We start from the raw sequence: 17,732 nt of genomic DNA, 5'->3' as shown, positions 1-17,732 counted from the left end.
ATAATTTTACTAAGTGTTTCTAACTTTTACGTGGTAGAAAACATTTGGTTTTGTACCAACATGCTCTAATAAATGATACATTCTATCGCTTTCTGCTAATTTAGCAACTTCGCTTTCTTTATCATTTACATCTCCAAATACCATCGCACCAGAAGAACAAGCTGCAGAACATGCACAAGCATTGTTGAACTCGTCTTTAGCTACTACTCTACCTTGACGTTTAGCTTCAAGGATAACAGCTTGAGTGCTTTGGATACAGAATGAACATTTTTCCATAACTCCACGAGAACGAACGTTTACGTCTGGGTTTAATACCATACGACCTAAATCATCATTCATGTGATAATCGAATTCACTGTTTTTGTTGTACAAGAACCAGTTGAAACGACGAACTTTATATGGACAGTTATTAGCACAGTAACGAGTACCAACACATCTGTTATATGCCATGTGGTTTTGACCTTGACGACCGTGAGAAGTTGCAGCAACCGGACAAACTGTTTCACATGGTGCGTGATTACAGTGTTGACACATTACAGGCTGGAATGCTACTTGTGGGTTATCTCCAGGTTTTTCCATTTCATTAAATGTAGATAATGAACTAGATAAACCAGCAATTTTTTCTTTTCTTTCGTTATCACCTTCAAAAGTACTTTCAGAAGAATAATATCTGTCAATACGCAACCAGTGCATATCACGGCTTCTTCTTACCTCTGCTTTACCAACAACTGGTACGTTGTTTTCTGCATGACAAGCAATAACACATGCTCCACATCCTGTACAAGCATTTAAGTCAATTGAAAGGTTAAAATGGTGTCCAGTAGAACGATCAAATGATTCCCATAAATCAACAGTAGTAGCTTTTACTTCCTGATGATCTAAAGATACCATTGGCTGTGGGTTCCAATGTTCAGCATTTTCTTTATTAAATACGTCCAGAGTAGTTTCTTTAATGATATCTCCTCTACCCATTAATGTTTTCTGCCCTTGAACACAAGCAAACTCATGCTCTCCATTTGCCTTAGCAATAGAAACAGACTGAACACTATTGAAATTTTTATATAAAGCGTAAGCATTTAAACCTACTTGCATTTCTTCTTTTAAAGCCGCTTTACGACCGTAACCTACAGCTAAACCAACTGTTCCAACAGCTTGTCCTGGCTGAACAATTACCGGAACGTTTTCTAATTTAGAACCATCAGCTATAGTAATAGTAGCATAACTACCATTTAAACCTCCGTTTGCAACAATTTCATTTGATAATCCTAATTTTTTAGCATCTGTATTTGAAACTGTAACATAGTTATCCCAAGAAACTCTTGTAATTGGATCTGGGAACTCTTGTAACCAAGGGTTGTTTGCATGTTGTCCATCACCCATACCTGTTTTAGTATATAATACTAATTCAAAGTCTCCAGCAGATTTTGATTTTGAAAGTGCACTTGCAGCACCAGCGAAATCAAATGAACCACCAGCTAAAGCAGTAGAGCCAATTACAAAAACACCATCATGTAAAACTTTATTCCAAGAAGAACCAGTAATGATTGCTGCAGAATTAGCTTTTACATAATCATAGAAAGTTCCAGGTGTTCCATTTACTGATAATAAAACATCCTGAAATTGTTTTGTATCAAAGATTGGACGAATTGTAGGCTGAGTTAAACTGTAAGTTCCTTTTGTAATTACTACATCTCCCCAAGACTCTAAATAATGAGGTGCAGGAGCAGCAATTGTAGATATTGCAGCAGTTTCATCTTCTTTTAAAGAAAAAGCAACTGATGTTTTTACTTTTTTCAATCCAGACACGAAAGAAGCTGAATCAGCTAAAGTGTAAACCGGGTTAACACCACTCATAATTAAAGTATGAACACTTCCTGCATTCAAATCTTTAATTAATTGTGCTACAACAGCATTAGAACCTTTTCTAATTTGTCTAGTTCCAGCAGTATTAAAAGCTTCACTAGCCAATGCCTGATTGATAGCTAAAACTAATAATTGTGCATTTTTATCTTCAATTCCTGATACTAAAATTCCTTTTGTACCAGATGCTTTTAATTGCTGAGCAGCTTTTACAACTTCTGCTTTAAATTTTTCATCTAAAGTAACAGGAACAGAAGCACCAACAACAATATTATAAATTTGAACCAAAGCTTGTTTTTGATCAGCTGTACTCATTGGTACACGCTTATCAGCAGCAGCTCCAGATAAAGTCATGTTTGATTCAAACTGAAAATGACGAGACATTTTTCCGTTTTGAGGAATACGTCCTTTTGCATATCCAGCATCGTATCCACCACCTTGCCAGTCTCCTAAGAAATCAGCACCAACAGATACAATTAATGAAGCTTTTGAAAAATCATAATCAACCAAAGCTCTCTCTCCATATACAGTTTCGAATGCATCTAATGCATCAGAAGAAGAAACCGCATCATAAACAACATGCTTTGCATTTGGGTTTTTAGCAATAAACTCACCTATTAATTTCTCAGTAGATGGACTTGCTAAAGTATTAGTTAATAATACTACCTGACCTCCTTTTGCCTTAGCATCTGCCAAACTTGATTTAATTTTTAAATCAACTGCTGACCAGCTGCTAACTTTTCCATCTAATTTAGGAGCTTTCAAACGCATACTATCATATAATCCTAAGATAGATGCATGAACTCTTGCATTAGCTGAAAACTTAGCTCCAGAAATAGTATTGTTTTCAATTTTAATTGGACGACCCTCACGAGTTTTCACCAAAAGGTTAGCAAAATCAAAACCATCAAAAACAGTAGTTGCATAGTAATCTGCAACACCAGGAATGATTTGCTCTGGTTGTAATACATAAGGGATAGACTTGTGCACAGGACCTTCACAAGCAGCAAGTGTAACTGCCGCAGTACTAAATCCTACGTACTTTAAAAAGTCACGACGTGAAGTTCCAGATGAAGCTAAAGCATCTGCATTTCCTAAGAATTCATCCGTAGGAATCTCTTCAACAAATTCGTTATTTCTAAGCGCCTCAACAATAGAACTATTTTCTAGTTCTTCAACACTTTTCCAGTATTTTTTGTTTGATGACATTGTATATAAATATTAAAATCTTAATAATTCGATTAATAGTGGCATTTACCGCATTCTAAACCTCCCATTTGCGCTGCAGTTAATTTCTCTACACCGTATTTTTTAGAAAGTTCAGCATGAATTTTATCATAATATGCATTTCCTTCCATCTTAACATCAGTTTTTCTATGGCAGTCAATACACCATCCCATTGTTAATTTAGAATATTGCTTCATGATTTCAAATTCCTGTACTGGACCGTGACAAGTTTGACATTCAACTCCTGCAACAGAAACGTGTTGTGAGTGGTTGAAGTAAACAAAATCAGGAAGATTGTGAATACGAACCCATTTTACAGGCTGTGTTTTTCCAGTATAAGCTTGTTTAGTCTTATCCCATCCAACAGCATCGTATAATTTTTGAATCTGAGCATCGTAAAATGCTTTGCTGTATTCAGCAGTAGCAGTAGTTTCTGCAACTTCAGAAATATTTTTATGACAGTTCATACAAACATTTAAAGAAGGAATACCTGCAGTTTTACTCACACGTGCAGCAGAGTGACAATATTTACAATTGATCTCGTTATCTCCAGCGTGAATTTTGTGAGAATAGTGAATTGGCTGAATTGGCTCATAATTCTGATCAACACCAACCTGCATCAAGTAACCATATACAAAATATCCACTAGCTAAAAGCAAGAATATAGAAGTAACTAATACTAAAAATTGGTTTTTAGCAAATGCTTTCCAAATTGGAGTTCTAGCTTCTTTAGGCCCAACTACAATTCCATTATTACTTGCAACTTTAGTTAATACTTTGTTCACCATGAACAACATAACAACTAAAATAGCCATTACTAAAGCAAGAGCTCCTAAAATAATATTGTTAGAAATTCCACCGCCTTCAACTTGAGTTCCCGGAGGCCCTGCACTCACCGTTTTAGTAGGATCAGCAACAGGTTTTTCTTCAGAAGTGTAAGCGATAATATTATCAATATCAGCTTCAGATAACTGAGGAAACGAAGTCATTACAGACTTGTTATTCTCTTCAAAAAGCTTTACAGCAACAGGGTCACCTGACTTAATTACTTCAGAGCTATTATGAACCCACTTGTAAATCCAAGCCATTTCATGTTTAGAAGCAACTCCTCTAAGAGCCGGACCAGTTGATTTAGCATCTAATTTGTGACATGCAGCGCAATTTGCATTAAAAAGTTCTTTCCCTTTTACCGGATCACCACCACCAGATGCAGCAGCAGGAGCTGCAGCAGCTTCAGTCGCCGCAGGAGCTGCAGCCGGATCTTGAGCAAATGAAGTTAGGGAGAAAATTAACGTTAGCGATAAACTAAGTAATAATTTTCTTGAGATCGAATTATGGTTACCCACCTTTTTCATATAGTATAATAATTATCTACTAATTTTTGGTATGATTTTTTCTGTAATAAATCAGACAAAAACTAATACCTTCTTTTAAAACTTGCACAAAAATACGACTTATGAACTATTCTCAAAACCTTAAAATAGTCTTAAATATCAATTTATATCAATTCTAAATAATATTAAAATTTTACATACAAACTTTAAATAGTATTTTTGCATAAAAACCATCACATTATGAGAATTTTAACCTCTTCAAAAAACGTTTTCTTAACATTCACAATGTTGACATTAGCATATAATATTCATGCTCAAAGCCAAAATTTAACACTGAATCAAGACCCAAAATTTGAGCAATTATTGAACGACAAACGTAAATTTAACACATCAATAAGTACAAACGATTCTTATCGAATTCAAATTTTTAGCGGCAAAAGCGAAGATGCAAAAAAGACTTTGTCAGACTTCAAAAGAGAATATACAAATATTGACGGCACCATAATTTTTAACACTCCGAATTACAAGGTTATTGTTGGAAATTTTAAATCAAGAATAGAAGCCGAAAGGAATTTAATTGACATTAGAAAAAAGTACAAAAGCGTCTTTTTACTTAAGCCTGGTAAATAATTAAAAACTAAATAAAAAGAAAAAGCGAGATAATTATCTCGCTTTTTCTTTTTATAAACCTAAACGTCTTTAAACTCTTCAACTTTTGCAGATTCAACTATAAATCAAAATTTAGTTCACCACTTTTATTCCATCTGCTAAAAATCTAATTTCTTCTTTTGGCGCAGTAATAGCATCAATCTCAGCTTTTGACTTTTTAGCATCTTTTGCATAATGCTTCAACTCGTCTACAGATGTAACTTTGCGCTCTGCGTTACCTTCTAAAACTACTTTTTTACCTTTTAGAGCTGTTGGAACAAAAAACGCATAATCTTTCATTTTTACAAAGAAAGATGATCCATCTTCCATCTTAAGAGTTATCCAGCATCCCCTTTTTTCACAAACATTAGTCACCTCACCTTTCACAGCAATCCCTTCTTCTTTTTTTGTATCCTTTAATTTGCTTTCAAGCTTTTCAACAGAAATTGCTTTGTTAATTGAAACGACAGAAACATCAGCACCATAGAAATCTCCAATTAGTGCATTACCCGATGGCGGAGCAGGTTTTTCTACAGCTTCCTGACAAAAAGACAAAGTAGAAAAACATAAAAACAAAACGAATGAATATATTATTGACTTCATATTATATAGTATTAAATTGATTCTCCCAAAAATAATACTAAAATTTGAGTTGGCTAAAATATTTATAAACTATATCAAAGTAGACAAATATAAATTGAGCCCATAAAAAAAGTCCCAATTTTCATTGGGACTTTACATATAGATTTGAATATTATTTCAATTTCTTTTTAATTGCTACTTCATGGTAAGCTTCAATAACATCGCTTATTTCGATATCATTAAATCCTTTAATCTGGATACCACAATCGTAACCTTTACTTACTTCTTTAACGTCATCTTTGAATCGTTTTAAAGCAACAAGATCACCTGTATGAACTACAACTCCATCTCTAATAACTCTAATTTTAGAAGTTCTTAAGATTTTACCATCTGTTACCATACAACCAGCGATTGAACCAACTTTCGAAATTTTGAAAATCTCGCGAATCTCTGCAGTTCCTAAAATTTCTTCTTTCATTTCAGGAGCTAACATTCCTTCCATCGCATCTTTCAAGTCATCGATTGCTGCGTAGATAATAGAGTAGTAACGGATATCGATTTCTTCTTTATCAGCAAGCTGTCTTGCGTTTCCAGCAGGACGAACGTTAAATCCGATAATAATTGCATCAGATGCAGAAGCCAACATAACGTCAGTTTCTGTAATTGCACCAACTCCTTTATGGATAATATTAATTTGAATTTCTTCAGTAGAAAGTTTAGAGAACGAATCTGATAATGCTTCAACAGATCCATCAACGTCTCCTTTAAGGATTACGTTCAATTCTTTAAACTGACCAAGAGCGATACGACGTCCAATTTCGTCCAGTGTAATATGACGCTGCGTACGTACAGATTGTTCACGCATTAATTGAGAACGTTTAGATGCAATTTGTTTTGCTTCTTTTTCGTCTTCAAATACATTAAACTTATCACCCGCTGTTGCAGCTCCATCTAAACCTAAAACAGATACCGGAGTTGAAGGACCAGCTTCTAATACAATATGCCCTCTTTCATCATGCATCGCCTTAACTTTACCATGGTGTTTTCCTGCCAGCATATAATCTCCAACTTTAAGAGTTCCATGCTGAACTAAAATTGTTGATACATATCCTTTTCCTTTATCCAAGAAAGCTTCAACAACTGTTCCTTGAGCCGCTTTATTTGGATTAGATTTTAAATCTAAGATTTCTGCTTCTAATAAAACTTTCTCTAATAATTCTTTTACTCCTGTTCCAACTTTTGCAGAAATATCATGTGACTGAATTTTTCCACCCCAATCTTCAACAAGTAAATTCATACTAGCCAGACGCTCTTTGATTTTCTCAACATTAGCATTTGGTTTATCAATTTTATTGATTGCAAATATAATTGGTACTCCCGCAGCTTGTGCGTGAGAAATTGCTTCTTTTGTTTGTGGCATGATATCATCATCCGCCGCTACTACGATAATAGCAATATCGGTAACTTGAGCTCCACGTGCACGCATTGCGGTAAACGCCTCGTGACCCGGTGTATCTAAGAATGCGATTTTTTGACCATTATCAAGAGTTACTCCGTAAGCTCCAATGTGCTGTGTAATACCTCCAGACTCACCAGCGATAACATTTTCTTTACGGATATAATCCAGTAAAGATGTTTTACCGTGATCGACGTGACCCATTACAGTAACGATAGGTGCTCTTGTAACTAAATCTTCTTCTTTATCTTCAACAACCTCAATTGCTTCTTCGATATCAACAGTAATAAACTCAACTTCGTAACCAAATTCATCAGCAACAATAGTTAATGTTTCAGCATCTAAACGCTGATTCATTGTTACCATGATTCCAAGAGACATACAAGTTCCAATTACTTTAGTAATCGGCACATCCATCATGATTGCAATTTCACCTACTGTAACGAATTCTGTAACTTTAATTGTTTTACTTCCTTCGTCAAGAGCTCTTTGCTCATCATCAGATTTTTGACGGTGCGTTTCTCTTTTATCTCTTCTGTATTTAGCGGCTTTAGATTTACCACCTTTACCTTGAAGTTTTTCAAGAGTTTCCCTAATTTGGTTTTTTACTTCTTCTTCAGTAGGCTCTACTTTTGCAACAATTGCAGGACGGTTTCCTTTTACAAAACCTGGTCTTGCACTTCTGTTAGCATTAAAGCCTCCACCTCCTGTATTTGGAGTAATTTTATTAGGATTTGGTGTTCCCGGCGCATTTCCTGTTGCAGGTTTTGGTGCACCCGGTGTACCAGGTTTAGGAGCGATTCTTTTACGCTTATTTTTATTAGCGTTATTATTGTTTCCAGCTCCCGGAGCTCCAGGTTTATTTGGAGTAATTTTCGGTTCTTCCTTCTTTTTCTTAGGCTTGTTAAATTGAGATAAGTCAATTGTCTGCCCAGTAAGAGTAGTTCCTGATAATTTTTGATATTGAGTAGTGATCGTTTCTTCAGCAGTTGCAGGATCAGTTGAAACAATTGGCTCCTGCGCTGTTTTAGAATTCTCAGCTTTTACTTCTTTTTTCTCTGTAATAATTGGTTTTTCCACCTTTTTCTCTTCAGATACTACAGGAGCAACAGGCTCTGATGGTGCAGTTTCTTTTTGAACAGGTTTTTCTGTTTGAGATGGAGTAACAGTTTTAGGCTCTTCAGCCTTAACTGGTTCTTCTGGAGCAACAGCAGGTTTTTTTGGATTTAAATCAATTTTACCAACTTGAACAGGCCCAGTAACAACAGCTCTCGCTTTGATGATTTCTTGTTGTTTCTGACGTTCTTCGTCTTGTCTGCGTTTGTCCTCAATTTCTTTCTCGCGCTCAACACGCAATGCTTCTTTTTCTTTTCTTTTCTCTTCCCCTACTTCTTTAGAAGCTTCCTTATTCCCCTTATCGCCCGCAAATTGGCTTTGCAGGATATTAAATTCGCTGTCAGAAATTTTAGCATTTGGATTTGCATCAATAGCAATTCCCTTATCTTTTAGATAATCAACAGCTCTTTCTAACGAGATATTTAATTCCCTTAAAACCTTGTTTATTCTTATTACTCTCTCTTCAGACATATAACCTTTTTATTATTACCTTTTTCGTTGTGTTGTTAGAGCAGATAATTAGTTATCAAACTCTTCTTTTAGTATTTTCATAACGTCAAGAATAGTTTCCTCTTCTAAATCCGTTCTTCTTACTAAATCTTCTACTTCTTGTTTTAAGATACTTTTTGCAGTATCTAAACCTATTTTAGCAAATTCTTCAATTACCCAGTCTTCGATTTCATCTGAGAACTCTGTTAATTCAACATCGTCTTCATCAGCCGTTGCACCTGCAACATCTCCTTCACGAATAACATCTAATTCGTAACCTGTTAGCTGACCTGCTAATTTAATATTGTGACCTCCTCTACCAATTGCCTTAGAAACTTCTTCTAATTTCAAGAATACTTCAGCTCTTTTGTTTTCTTCATCAATTTTGATTGAAGAAACTTTTGCAGGGCTTAATGCTCTTGTAATAAACAATTGAATATTGTTTGTATAGTTGATTACGTCGATATTTTCGTTTCCTAATTCACGAACGATTCCGTGAATACGAGATCCTTTCATACCTACACACGCTCCAACAGGATCAATTCTGTCATCGTAAGAGTCTACAGCAACTTTTGCTTTTTCTCCCGGGATACGCACTACATTTTTAACTGTAATTAAACCGTCGAATACTTCAGGAATTTCTTGTTCAAATAATTTTTCTAAAAACTTCTCAGAAGTTCTAGACATAATAATTTGTGGTTTATTTCCTTTTAATTCAACGCTTTCAATGATTCCACGAACATTATCTCCTTTACGGAAAAAGTCAGATGGAATTTGTTTTTCTTTTGGAAGCACAATTTCATTTCCTTCATCGTCAACTAAAATAACAACTCTTGGACGCACGTGGTGTACTTCGGCAGTATAAATATCACCAATAATATCTTTAAATTGCTTGTAAAGATTTGTATTATCGTGTTCGTGAATTTTAGATATTAAGTTTTGGCGCAAAGCCAAAATAGCTCTTCTTCCTAAATCAATCAATTTTACCTCTTCAGAAACCTCTTCACCAATTTCAAAATCCGCTTCGATCATTCTTGCTTCAGTCAAAGTAATTTCTTCATTTTCAAAATCAAGATCTTCGTCAGCAACGATAACTCTTCTTCTCCATATCTCCATATCCCCTTTGTCAGGATTTATAATGATATCGAAATTATCATCAGAACCGTATTTTTTCTTCAATGCATTTCTAAACACGTCCTCTAAAATTGCCATAAGCGTTACACGATCAATAAGTTTATTATCTTTAAACTCTGAGAATGAATCGATTAATGCTAAATTTTCCATGCGAATTCTTTAATTAAAATGTTACTGTAACAACTGCCTCTTTAATTTCTGTATAAGGTATCTGTTGTTCTTTTTGAACTGTTTCTTTTCCTTTTCCTACTTTTTTCGGTTCTCTTGCCTCCCAAGACAAAATTATAAAAACATCGTTAGCTTCTACTAATTCTGCTTCAATTTTTTCATTATTTGTAGTAACAATCAACGTTCTACCAATATTTTTCTTGTATTGTCTTATTAATTTCAAAGGAGAACCTACTCCAACCGATGCAACTTCAAGCGAAAAATCCTGTTCTTCACGATCCAGATTATTCTCGATTGCACGACTAATATCAATACAATCCTGAAGCGCCACTCCATTATCTCCGTCTAAACCTACACTAATTTTAAAAGAATCCGAAACCGCAAGATCAATCAAAAAGATCGATGGCTTTTCCAGAAGAGCTTCTGTAATTAATTCGTTTACTTTTTCCTTAAATGTCATAATTTTATAAAAAGAGGGGACAATTAGTCCCCTCATTATTTAGATTTTAATAAATAACGGTGCAAATATAGTGATTTTTTTATAAATCAAATAAATAGATTGCTCTAAAAATATTTCTTATCTTTATAGTAGCGTTCAAAAACATATTATTCTAATAATTTAACCCGAAAATTATGAAACGAATTTTAGTACCTACTGATTTTTCAGAACATGCAGAACACGCCTTAAAAATCGCCGCTCAAATCGCCAAAAAAAACAATTCTGAAATCATTATTTTACACATGCTCGAATTCCCGCATCAAACCAATGATGCAATATTTGGAGGTGTAAGCATTCCCGAAACTATGCTTTTTATGCAAAAAGCAAATGAGACTCTTGACGCAATCTCACAAAGCGCTTTTCTTGACGGAATTCAGGTCACGGAAGTTGTAAAAATGGACAAACCAATTCACGGTATTACTCAAGTAAGCAAAGACTATAATATTGATTTAATTATTATGGGCTCACACGGTTCTTCAGGACTTGAAGAATTATTAATTGGTTCAAATACCGAAAAAGTAGTAAGAAATTCCGAAATTCCTGTTTTAGTCATCAAAAAAGACATTTCAGATTTCAATGTTCAAAATATTGTTTTTGCTTCTGATTTTACAGAAGAAACCAAAAAACCGTTTGAAAGGCTTTTAAATTTCACTAGATCCTTTGACGCAAAATTACATCTGGTAACTATTTGCACTCCAAATAGTTTTAAACCAACACACGTAATCGAACAAGCAATTAAGGATTTTACAAATCATTTCAATCTCACAAATTACGACACACATATCTACAATGACACTAATATCGAAAAAGGAATTATCAATTTCTCTAACAGCATAAACGCCGATATTATTGGAATGTGTACTCATGGAAGAACTGGTTTCGCACACTTTTTTAACGGAAGTATAAGTGAAGGCTTAGTAAACCATGCGGTAAAACCAGTTATCACCTTAAAAATTTAAATCAAAATTTCAATGAAGAAATAAATACTCTGAATTTTAAATTTATTCCATAAAAAAAGCCTCTCGATTGAGAGGCTTTTTATGTTGGTCTACTAGGACTCGAACCTAGAAAGACTGCACCAAAAACAGTTGTGTTACCATTACACCATAGACCAGCAATGCTGTTAAGCGGGTGCAAAATTAAACCTTTATTTAAATTGTGCAAATTTTTAAGCAAACTTTTTTGCATAAAAAAAAGCCTCTCGATTTGAGAGGCTTTTTACGTTGGTCTACTAGGACTCGAACCTAGAAAGACTGCACCAAAAACAGTTGTGTTACCATTACACCATAGACCAGCAGTGCTGTTAAGCGAGTGCAAATTTAAGGTTTTATTTAGTTTGCGCAAACTTTTTTATCAAAAAAAATATTTTTTTTCATTCTTTTTCATTTTAAAGTCTCGCACTTTTCACAAAGAGCCTTATACACAATACATTAATATTTACAAATAGTTATTATAGAATTTTTTGTTAATGCTCGTTTCTTTACATAAAAAAACATTTTCTTTGTAGGATTGAAAAACATACAAAATTATAACACCTAAATATGGCACAATTCAATTTCAATAAATGGAATACAATTATTGGTTGGTTTGCATTTGCAATCGCTTTAATTACCTACACATTAACTGTCGAACCTACAATGAGCTTTTGGGATTGCGGCGAATATATTGCCACAGCTGCTAAACTAGAAGTTGGCCACCCTCCGGGAGCACCTTTATTCCAAATGATGGGAGCTTTCTTTGCCATGTTTGCTATAGATGCCCAGCATGTAGCCGTAATGGTAAATATGATGTCTGTTTTTTCTAGTGCCTTTACAATTTTATTCATGTTTTGGTCTTCTTCTATGATTTTAAAGAAAATCGTAGCGCGCTTTGCCGAAATCGATCAAAATAATTCTATTGTTATTTTAGGAAGTTCTTTTGTTGGAGCTTTAGCCTATACTTTCTCTGACAGTTTTTGGTTTAATGCTGTCGAGGCCGAAGTTTATGCAATGGCTTCTTTATTAATTGCATTACTATTCTGGCTTGGATTACGCTGGGAACAAGATATGGACAAACCAAAAGGGAATAAATGGTTATTAATCATTTCTTTGGTTGTTGGTCTTTCTTTTGGAGTTCACTTTATGGCGTTATTAACGATTCCGTCAATTGGATTCTTATATTATTTTAAGCATTACGAAAAAGTTACCATTAAAAACTTCCTTATTGCCAATGTAGTTGTGATAGGAATTTTGTTGTTTATCTTCAAATTACTTTTGCCTTTAACGATGGCTTTCTTTGGTAAAACCGAAATTTTCATGGTAAATAGTTTGGGATTGCCTTTTAATTCGGGAACTATTTTTGTGACTTTATTATTAATTGCTTTCTTCTATTTCGGATTAAAATTCACTAAACAAAAAGGATTAATTTTTTATAACACCATCATCCTTTGTACTTTATTTATATTAATTGGTTTCTCTACCTGGATGATGCTTCCTGTTCGTGCAAATGCCAATACAGTAATTAATGAAAACAAACCATCAGATGCTGCCGAGGTTTTAGCCTACTACAATCGTGAACAATACGGTGTAAATCCATTATTTTATGGTCCTCAATATACCGAAGTTTTCGCCGGTCTTGATGCTAACACTCCATATTTAGACAAAAAACCTAACTACGAAAGAGACAATAAAACTGGTAAATATATTATTACCAACAATTATAAAAACGCAGAACAAAACAGCGACGACAATCAAAAAGCAATTCTGCCAAGAATGTGGAGTACCGAAACCGGACACATTCAAAACTACATTAGCTTTACAAATCCGCCTAAATTCCGAATCAATCCAGACTATAATTATGAGGATGATTTAGGGAAATACGGAATTGATGCAAGTCAATTAACAGAAGAAGAATACAACAAAGCAACTGGACAGCTTCGTAATGAAGTAGAAAAAACAATTTCTGAATTCAGAAATGCATACGCTCAAAAGCAAATTGACAACGAAGGCTATGTTAAATTCTTAAAAAGCTACGGAGAATATCTTATAATCGAAAAACCAACTACTGGTGATAATTTCAGTTTTATGTTCGAATACCAATTTGGATATATGTACTGGAGATATTTAATGTGGAATTTTGTTGGACGTCAAAGCGATGTTCAGGGGAAATATGACAACTTAGATGGAAACTGGATTAGCGGAATCAAAGCGCTTGACTCTGTTCATTTGGGCTCTCAGGATAAATTACCATCTGATGTTTTAAACAACAAAGGACGTAACGTTTACTATTTCCTTCCTTTCATTTTAGGATTAATTGGAATAATGTATCATGCTAATAAAGACCTTAAAAGTTTTTATGTGCTTTTAGCCTTATTCTTATTTACGGGAATCGCTTTAAAAATCTATTTAAATGAAAGACCTTTTGAACCTCGTGAAAGAGATTATGCGCTGGTTGGATCTTTCTATGTCTTTGCCATCTGGATTGGTTTTGGAGTTTATTCTTTATATGAAAGTATTCAGAAATATATTGCTCCAAAAATCGCCGGACCAGCTATTATTGCAGTAAGTTTATTGGCAGCGCCGGTTTTAATGGCTTCTCAAAACTGGGATGATCACGACAGATCAAACAGATATACTGCTGTTGCAATGGCAAAAGCATATTTAAGTTCGTGTGATAAGGATGCTATTTTATTTACGATTGGAGACAACGATACCTTCCCGCTTTGGTATGCTCAGGAAATTGAACATTTTAGAACCGATGTTAAGATTGTAAATACAAGTCTTTTCATGACGGATTGGTATATCGACCAAATGAAAGCAAAATCATATGAATCTGATCCTTTACCAATATCATTTACACATGATCAATATGTTGGGGATAAGTTAGATTATGTAGCTCATATTCCGAAGATTGAAACACGCTGGAACATTAAAGATTTCCTTGATTTTATTAAAAATCCAAAGTCAACTGTAGGTTTACAAAACGGACAGACAATTCACTTTTATCCAACAAATAAAATTAGAGTGAATGTTGACAAAAACATCATTCTTAAAAACAAAGTTGTAAATCCTAAATATAATGATTCAATTGTTTCTTATATGGATATTGACATTAAAGGAAGTGCTCTTTACAAAAACAGATTAATGATGCTGGATATTTTGGCTAATAATAACTGGAAACGTCCAATTTATTTTAGCGGAGGTGCTTTTGACGATGAAGATTATTTATGGTTAAAAGACTATCTGCAATTAGACGGTATGGTTTATAAATTAGTTCCTGTTAGAAACGTGCCTTCTAAAGATGGCGGGCCAATGGATATGGGACAAATTGATGCCGATAAAATGTATGATATCGTTATGAAATGGGATTGGGGTAACAGCGAAAGTGAAAAAATTTATCATGATCCTGAAACCAGAAGAAACAGTATTACATACCGTACTAACTTATCTCGTTTAGTAGACGAACTTATTGCCGAAGGTAAAATTGACAAGGCTAAAAACGTAATTAATTTAGCAATGACAAAAATGCCATTGGATAAATTTGGTTATTATTCTTTAGTTGAGCCATTTGCAGGCGGATATTATAAAGTAGGAGAAACTGCTAAAGCACATGATTTATTAGACAAACTTGTAAATAAATACAAAGAAAATCTAAACTATTACGCTACACTTCCTCCAGGCGACCAAACTGATTTAGCAATGGATATTATTACAGATATCGAACGTTACAGAAGTTTACTGCATGTTATGAGAGAAAACAAGGACAAAGCTTTCTATGAAAAACATAAAACGGTATTTAATACATATGTAAATGTTTTTGAACGTTTTGGACGCGAAAAAGAATAATAATATACGAAAAATATATTGATTAAAAAAATGCAGTGCTTCTTGATAAAAAGCGCTGCATTTTTTATTTTTACGTAGACATAAATAAAATCAAAATGAGCTTTTATTGGGTAAAAACTAATTCATTTATTAAAAAGGTGTTTTCTAAATATTGTTGGGATATTCCAAACAACGAAAAGAAAATATACTTAACATTTGATGACGGCCCAACCCCAGAGATTACAGACTGGGTTTTATCTGAACTAAAAAAGTTTGATGCAAAAGCTACTTTCTTCTGTATTGGAAAAAATATTAAAGCCAATTTATCTTTATTCGAAAAATTAATCACAGACGGTCATTGTATTGGAAATCACACCATGAACCACGTAAATGGCTGGAAAATACATACGAATGATTATATCGAAAATGTAAATAACTGTGCTAAGATTTTAGAAGAAGAAATAAAGCCGAACAATTTAATATTTCGTCCGCCTTACGGAAAAATTAAAAAAGCACAATCTAAGATTTTACGCAAACTTGGCTATAAAATAATAATGTGGGATGTTTTAAGCGCCGATTTCGATCAAAGTATAACTCCAGAAAAATGCCTTGAAAATGTTACTAAAAATGTAAAATCCGGAAGTGTAATTGTATTTCATGACAGCATAAAAGCATCGCCAAATTTAAAATTTGCCTTACCAAAAACGCTGCATTTTTTAAAAGAGAATGGATATAAGTTTGATATTATTCATTAGAAAACCCGAACAATATCTTATTTCTGAAGTATTTTATACGTCGAATTGATCCTGAACAATTCCGATAAGTGTATTTGCATCAAGTTCTCCAGATTGTCTCCAGATCATTTGTCCTTCTTTGTAAATCATTAAAGTCGGAAGTCCTTTAATTCGTAATGCTTCGGCCAGTTCCTGATTTTTATCAACATCAATTTTAATTACCTTCGCTTTGTCTCCAAGCGCAGCCGCAACATCCTTTATTACCGGATGCATCAATACTGATGATTCGTTCCAATCTGTGTAGAAGTCAATTAACACTGGAACCTGAGCATTTATAAGTTCTCCAAATTTTGACATAAAACCAAAAATTTAATTCTTTTAATCTATTAAAAAGATATAATTAATACAAATGTAGCATTTTTAACGAATTAAGCCACATTCTTACCTTTTTTTAGTTCAATAACCGTGATTTCAGGCATAATTCCAACTCGTCCAGGATAAGCATGAAAACCAAATCCACGGTTCACATAAACATATCTTCCGGCTTCTTCATAAAGTCCCGCCCATTGTTTATAAATGTATTGCGCCAGACTCCATTTGAAATATCCCGGAATTTCAATTCCAAACTGCATTCCGTGCGTATGACCTGATAAAGTCAGATGAAAGTTTTTAGGATCTTTTTTTACTTCATATTCCCAATGGCTTGGATCGTGACTCATTAAAACTTTAAAATCAGTCTCGTGAAGTCCTTGTGAAGCTTTCTTCAAATCTCCGGCTTTCTTAAAATTCTGTCCCCAGTTTTCAACACCAACTAAAGCAATTTTATCTGCACCTTTTTGAATGTATTTATTTTCATTTAACATCAAATCAAAACCTATTTTACCATAAAGATTTTTGATTTCTGCGAAGTTCTCATCTTTTTCTTTTTCAGAAGGCCACGTTACATATTCTCCATAATCATGATTTCCTAAAACTGCATATTTTCCGTATTTGTAATCTTTAATTCTGCTAAAAGTTTCCAGCCACGGATGCATTTCTTTTGCATGCGTATTGACAATATCACCCGTAAACAAAATCATATCTGATTCCTGTTCATTAATCAAATCAATTGCATAATTAATTTTATCAGGATTATCAAAACTTCCGCTGTGAACATCAGAAATCTGTGTTATTTTAAAACCATCAAATTCATCTGGAAGATCCGGAAAAAAGATAGTCTGCTTGAATACTTTAAAATTATATTTCCCTTCGAAAATTCCGTAAATCAAAGATAAAAACGGAACCGCCGCCAATCCTAAAGCAATCTGACTGACAAACTTACGTCTGTCCGGCATCATTTCTTTTCTAGGCGCATTATACATGCAATAGTTTAATATACTGGCTCCGATTCTAAAAATATCTTCTCCAAACATTACAAGTGTAAGCACAATTTTAGGAACATAAACCAATAACATTAATCCCATTGTAAACATGGTTTGTTTGGTCTGCCCAACAGAACGGTCAAATTGCGTAAAAGAATATATTATGAAAACTAAAAGCAGTACACTAATAATTTGATAGCTGATCAATACCCATCTTAATTTGATTAAAGTACGAAAGGCTTGATACGAATAGAACTCAATAAATAGAAAAAGAGCACATAGAATTACAAAACGAAGGATCATTTATTTACAGTTTTAAGCA

At 33.9% G+C, this 17,732-nt stretch carries 12 protein-coding genes and 2 tRNA genes; 4 read left to right on the top strand and 10 right to left on the bottom strand.

The genetic code is table 11. From position 1 onward, the window contains the following. Positions 1–9: 9 nt before the first annotated feature. Together FLAPXU55_RS02175 and FLAPXU55_RS02170 are read right to left on the bottom strand one after the other, a co-directional pair. On the bottom strand, positions 10–3,069 hold the full coding sequence (locus FLAPXU55_RS02175) for a TAT-variant-translocated molybdopterin oxidoreductase (RefSeq protein ID WP_180856375.1): 3,060 nt from the start codon (positions 3,067–3,069) through the stop codon (positions 10–12). A gap of 32 nt (positions 3,070–3,101) precedes the next feature. Next, positions 3,102–4,442: a c-type cytochrome gene (locus FLAPXU55_RS02170; RefSeq protein WP_180856374.1), complete on the bottom strand. Its 1,341-nt coding sequence runs from the start codon at positions 4,440–4,442 to the stop codon at positions 3,102–3,104. Positions 4,443–4,661: 219 nt separating this feature from the next. Here FLAPXU55_RS02170 and FLAPXU55_RS02165 point away from each other — a divergent pair, with 219 nt between their 5' ends. After that, entirely contained in the window at positions 4,662–5,051 is a 390-nt protein-coding gene (locus FLAPXU55_RS02165; protein ID WP_053474389.1) for an SPOR domain-containing protein, read from the top strand. Between the two features lie 111 nt (positions 5,052–5,162). Here FLAPXU55_RS02165 and FLAPXU55_RS02160 read toward each other — a convergent pair whose 3' ends face one another. From FLAPXU55_RS02160 to rimP, 4 genes are all read right to left on the bottom strand, one after another. Beyond that, positions 5,163–5,672, bottom strand: a complete 510-nt coding sequence (locus FLAPXU55_RS02160; protein WP_180856373.1) for a DUF4920 domain-containing protein — start codon at positions 5,670–5,672, stop codon at positions 5,163–5,165. Positions 5,673–5,823: 151 nt separating this feature from the next. Continuing rightward, positions 5,824–8,694: a translation initiation factor IF-2 gene (infB, locus tag FLAPXU55_RS02155; RefSeq protein WP_053474391.1), complete on the bottom strand. Its 2,871-nt coding sequence runs from the start codon at positions 8,692–8,694 to the stop codon at positions 5,824–5,826. Between the two features lie 48 nt (positions 8,695–8,742). Then, positions 8,743–9,996 carry a transcription termination factor NusA gene (gene nusA, locus FLAPXU55_RS02150; RefSeq protein ID WP_053474392.1) on the bottom strand — a complete coding sequence of 418 codons (1,254 nt, stop codon included), beginning with the start codon at positions 9,994–9,996 and terminating at the stop codon, positions 8,743–8,745. Positions 9,997–10,009: 13 nt separating this feature from the next. Beyond that, entirely contained in the window at positions 10,010–10,474 is a 465-nt protein-coding gene (gene rimP, locus FLAPXU55_RS02145) for a ribosome assembly cofactor RimP (RefSeq protein ID WP_053474404.1), read from the bottom strand. Between the two features lie 173 nt (positions 10,475–10,647). Here rimP and FLAPXU55_RS02140 point away from each other — a divergent pair, with 173 nt between their 5' ends. After that, the gene (locus FLAPXU55_RS02140) at positions 10,648–11,472 is read left to right on the top strand and encodes a universal stress protein (protein WP_053474393.1); all 825 of its coding nucleotides are present in this window, start codon (positions 10,648–10,650) and stop codon (positions 11,470–11,472) included. A gap of 84 nt (positions 11,473–11,556) precedes the next feature. On the opposite strand, the gene FLAPXU55_RS02135 is transcribed toward FLAPXU55_RS02140, so the two are convergent. Both FLAPXU55_RS02135 and FLAPXU55_RS02130 read right to left on the bottom strand, forming a co-directional pair. Continuing rightward, a tRNA-Gln gene (locus FLAPXU55_RS02135) sits at positions 11,557–11,627 on the bottom strand. A gap of 109 nt (positions 11,628–11,736) precedes the next feature. Next, positions 11,737–11,807, bottom strand: a tRNA-Gln gene (locus FLAPXU55_RS02130). Positions 11,808–12,054: 247 nt separating this feature from the next. Between FLAPXU55_RS02130 and FLAPXU55_RS02125 the strand changes: the two genes are divergently transcribed. After that, positions 12,055–15,336, top strand: a complete 3,282-nt coding sequence (locus tag FLAPXU55_RS02125; RefSeq protein ID WP_180856372.1) for a glycosyltransferase family 117 protein — start codon at positions 12,055–12,057, stop codon at positions 15,334–15,336. A gap of 95 nt (positions 15,337–15,431) precedes the next feature. Then, positions 15,432–16,070, top strand: coding sequence for a polysaccharide deacetylase family protein (locus FLAPXU55_RS02120; RefSeq protein WP_073483111.1), 639 nt, complete (start codon positions 15,432–15,434; stop codon positions 16,068–16,070). Positions 16,071–16,103: 33 nt separating this feature from the next. On the opposite strand, the gene FLAPXU55_RS02115 is transcribed toward FLAPXU55_RS02120, so the two are convergent. Beyond that, positions 16,104–16,406, bottom strand: coding sequence for a thioredoxin family protein (locus FLAPXU55_RS02115; protein WP_053474396.1), 303 nt, complete (start codon positions 16,404–16,406; stop codon positions 16,104–16,106). Positions 16,407–16,477: 71 nt separating this feature from the next. Continuing rightward, complete coding sequence (locus tag FLAPXU55_RS02110) at positions 16,478–17,713, bottom strand: metallophosphoesterase (protein WP_053474397.1); 1,236 nt, start codon at positions 17,711–17,713, stop codon at positions 16,478–16,480. Between the last annotated feature and the right edge of the window lie 19 nt (positions 17,714–17,732).

The sequence above is a fragment of the Flavobacterium panici genome (genome assembly GCF_903819335.1).
GTDB classification, from domain to species: Bacteria; Bacteroidota; Bacteroidia; order Flavobacteriales; family Flavobacteriaceae; genus Flavobacterium; species Flavobacterium panici.
The sequence above is the reverse complement of the archived record's forward strand: the minus strand, read 5'-3'. Positions and strand labels throughout refer to the sequence as shown.

What these genes read in the sequence shown, in the direction of transcription:
- FLAPXU55_RS02160 (WP_180856373.1), bottom strand. Translation starts at nt 5,672, where the DNA reads ATGAAGTCAATAATATATTCATTCGTTTTGTTTTTATGTTTTTCTACT.
- FLAPXU55_RS02165 (WP_053474389.1), top strand. Translation starts at nt 4,662, where the DNA reads ATGAGAATTTTAACCTCTTCAAAAAACGTTTTCTTAACATTCACAATG.
- FLAPXU55_RS02115 (WP_053474396.1), bottom strand. Translation starts at nt 16,406, where the DNA reads ATGTCAAAATTTGGAGAACTTATAAATGCTCAGGTTCCAGTGTTAATT.
- rimP (WP_053474404.1), bottom strand. Translation starts at nt 10,474, where the DNA reads ATGACATTTAAGGAAAAAGTAAACGAATTAATTACAGAAGCTCTTCTG.
- FLAPXU55_RS02110 (WP_053474397.1), bottom strand. Translation starts at nt 17,713, where the DNA reads ATGATCCTTCGTTTTGTAATTCTATGTGCTCTTTTTCTATTTATTGAG.
- nusA (WP_053474392.1), bottom strand. Translation starts at nt 9,996, where the DNA reads ATGGAAAATTTAGCATTAATCGATTCATTCTCAGAGTTTAAAGATAAT.
- FLAPXU55_RS02140 (WP_053474393.1), top strand. Translation starts at nt 10,648, where the DNA reads ATGAAACGAATTTTAGTACCTACTGATTTTTCAGAACATGCAGAACAC.
- infB (WP_053474391.1), bottom strand. Translation starts at nt 8,694, where the DNA reads ATGTCTGAAGAGAGAGTAATAAGAATAAACAAGGTTTTAAGGGAATTA.
- FLAPXU55_RS02120 (WP_073483111.1), top strand. Translation starts at nt 15,432, where the DNA reads ATGAGCTTTTATTGGGTAAAAACTAATTCATTTATTAAAAAGGTGTTT.
- FLAPXU55_RS02170 (WP_180856374.1), bottom strand. Translation starts at nt 4,442, where the DNA reads ATGAAAAAGGTGGGTAACCATAATTCGATCTCAAGAAAATTATTACTT.
- FLAPXU55_RS02125 (WP_180856372.1), top strand. Translation starts at nt 12,055, where the DNA reads ATGGCACAATTCAATTTCAATAAATGGAATACAATTATTGGTTGGTTT.
- FLAPXU55_RS02175 (WP_180856375.1), bottom strand. Translation starts at nt 3,069, where the DNA reads ATGTCATCAAACAAAAAATACTGGAAAAGTGTTGAAGAACTAGAAAAT.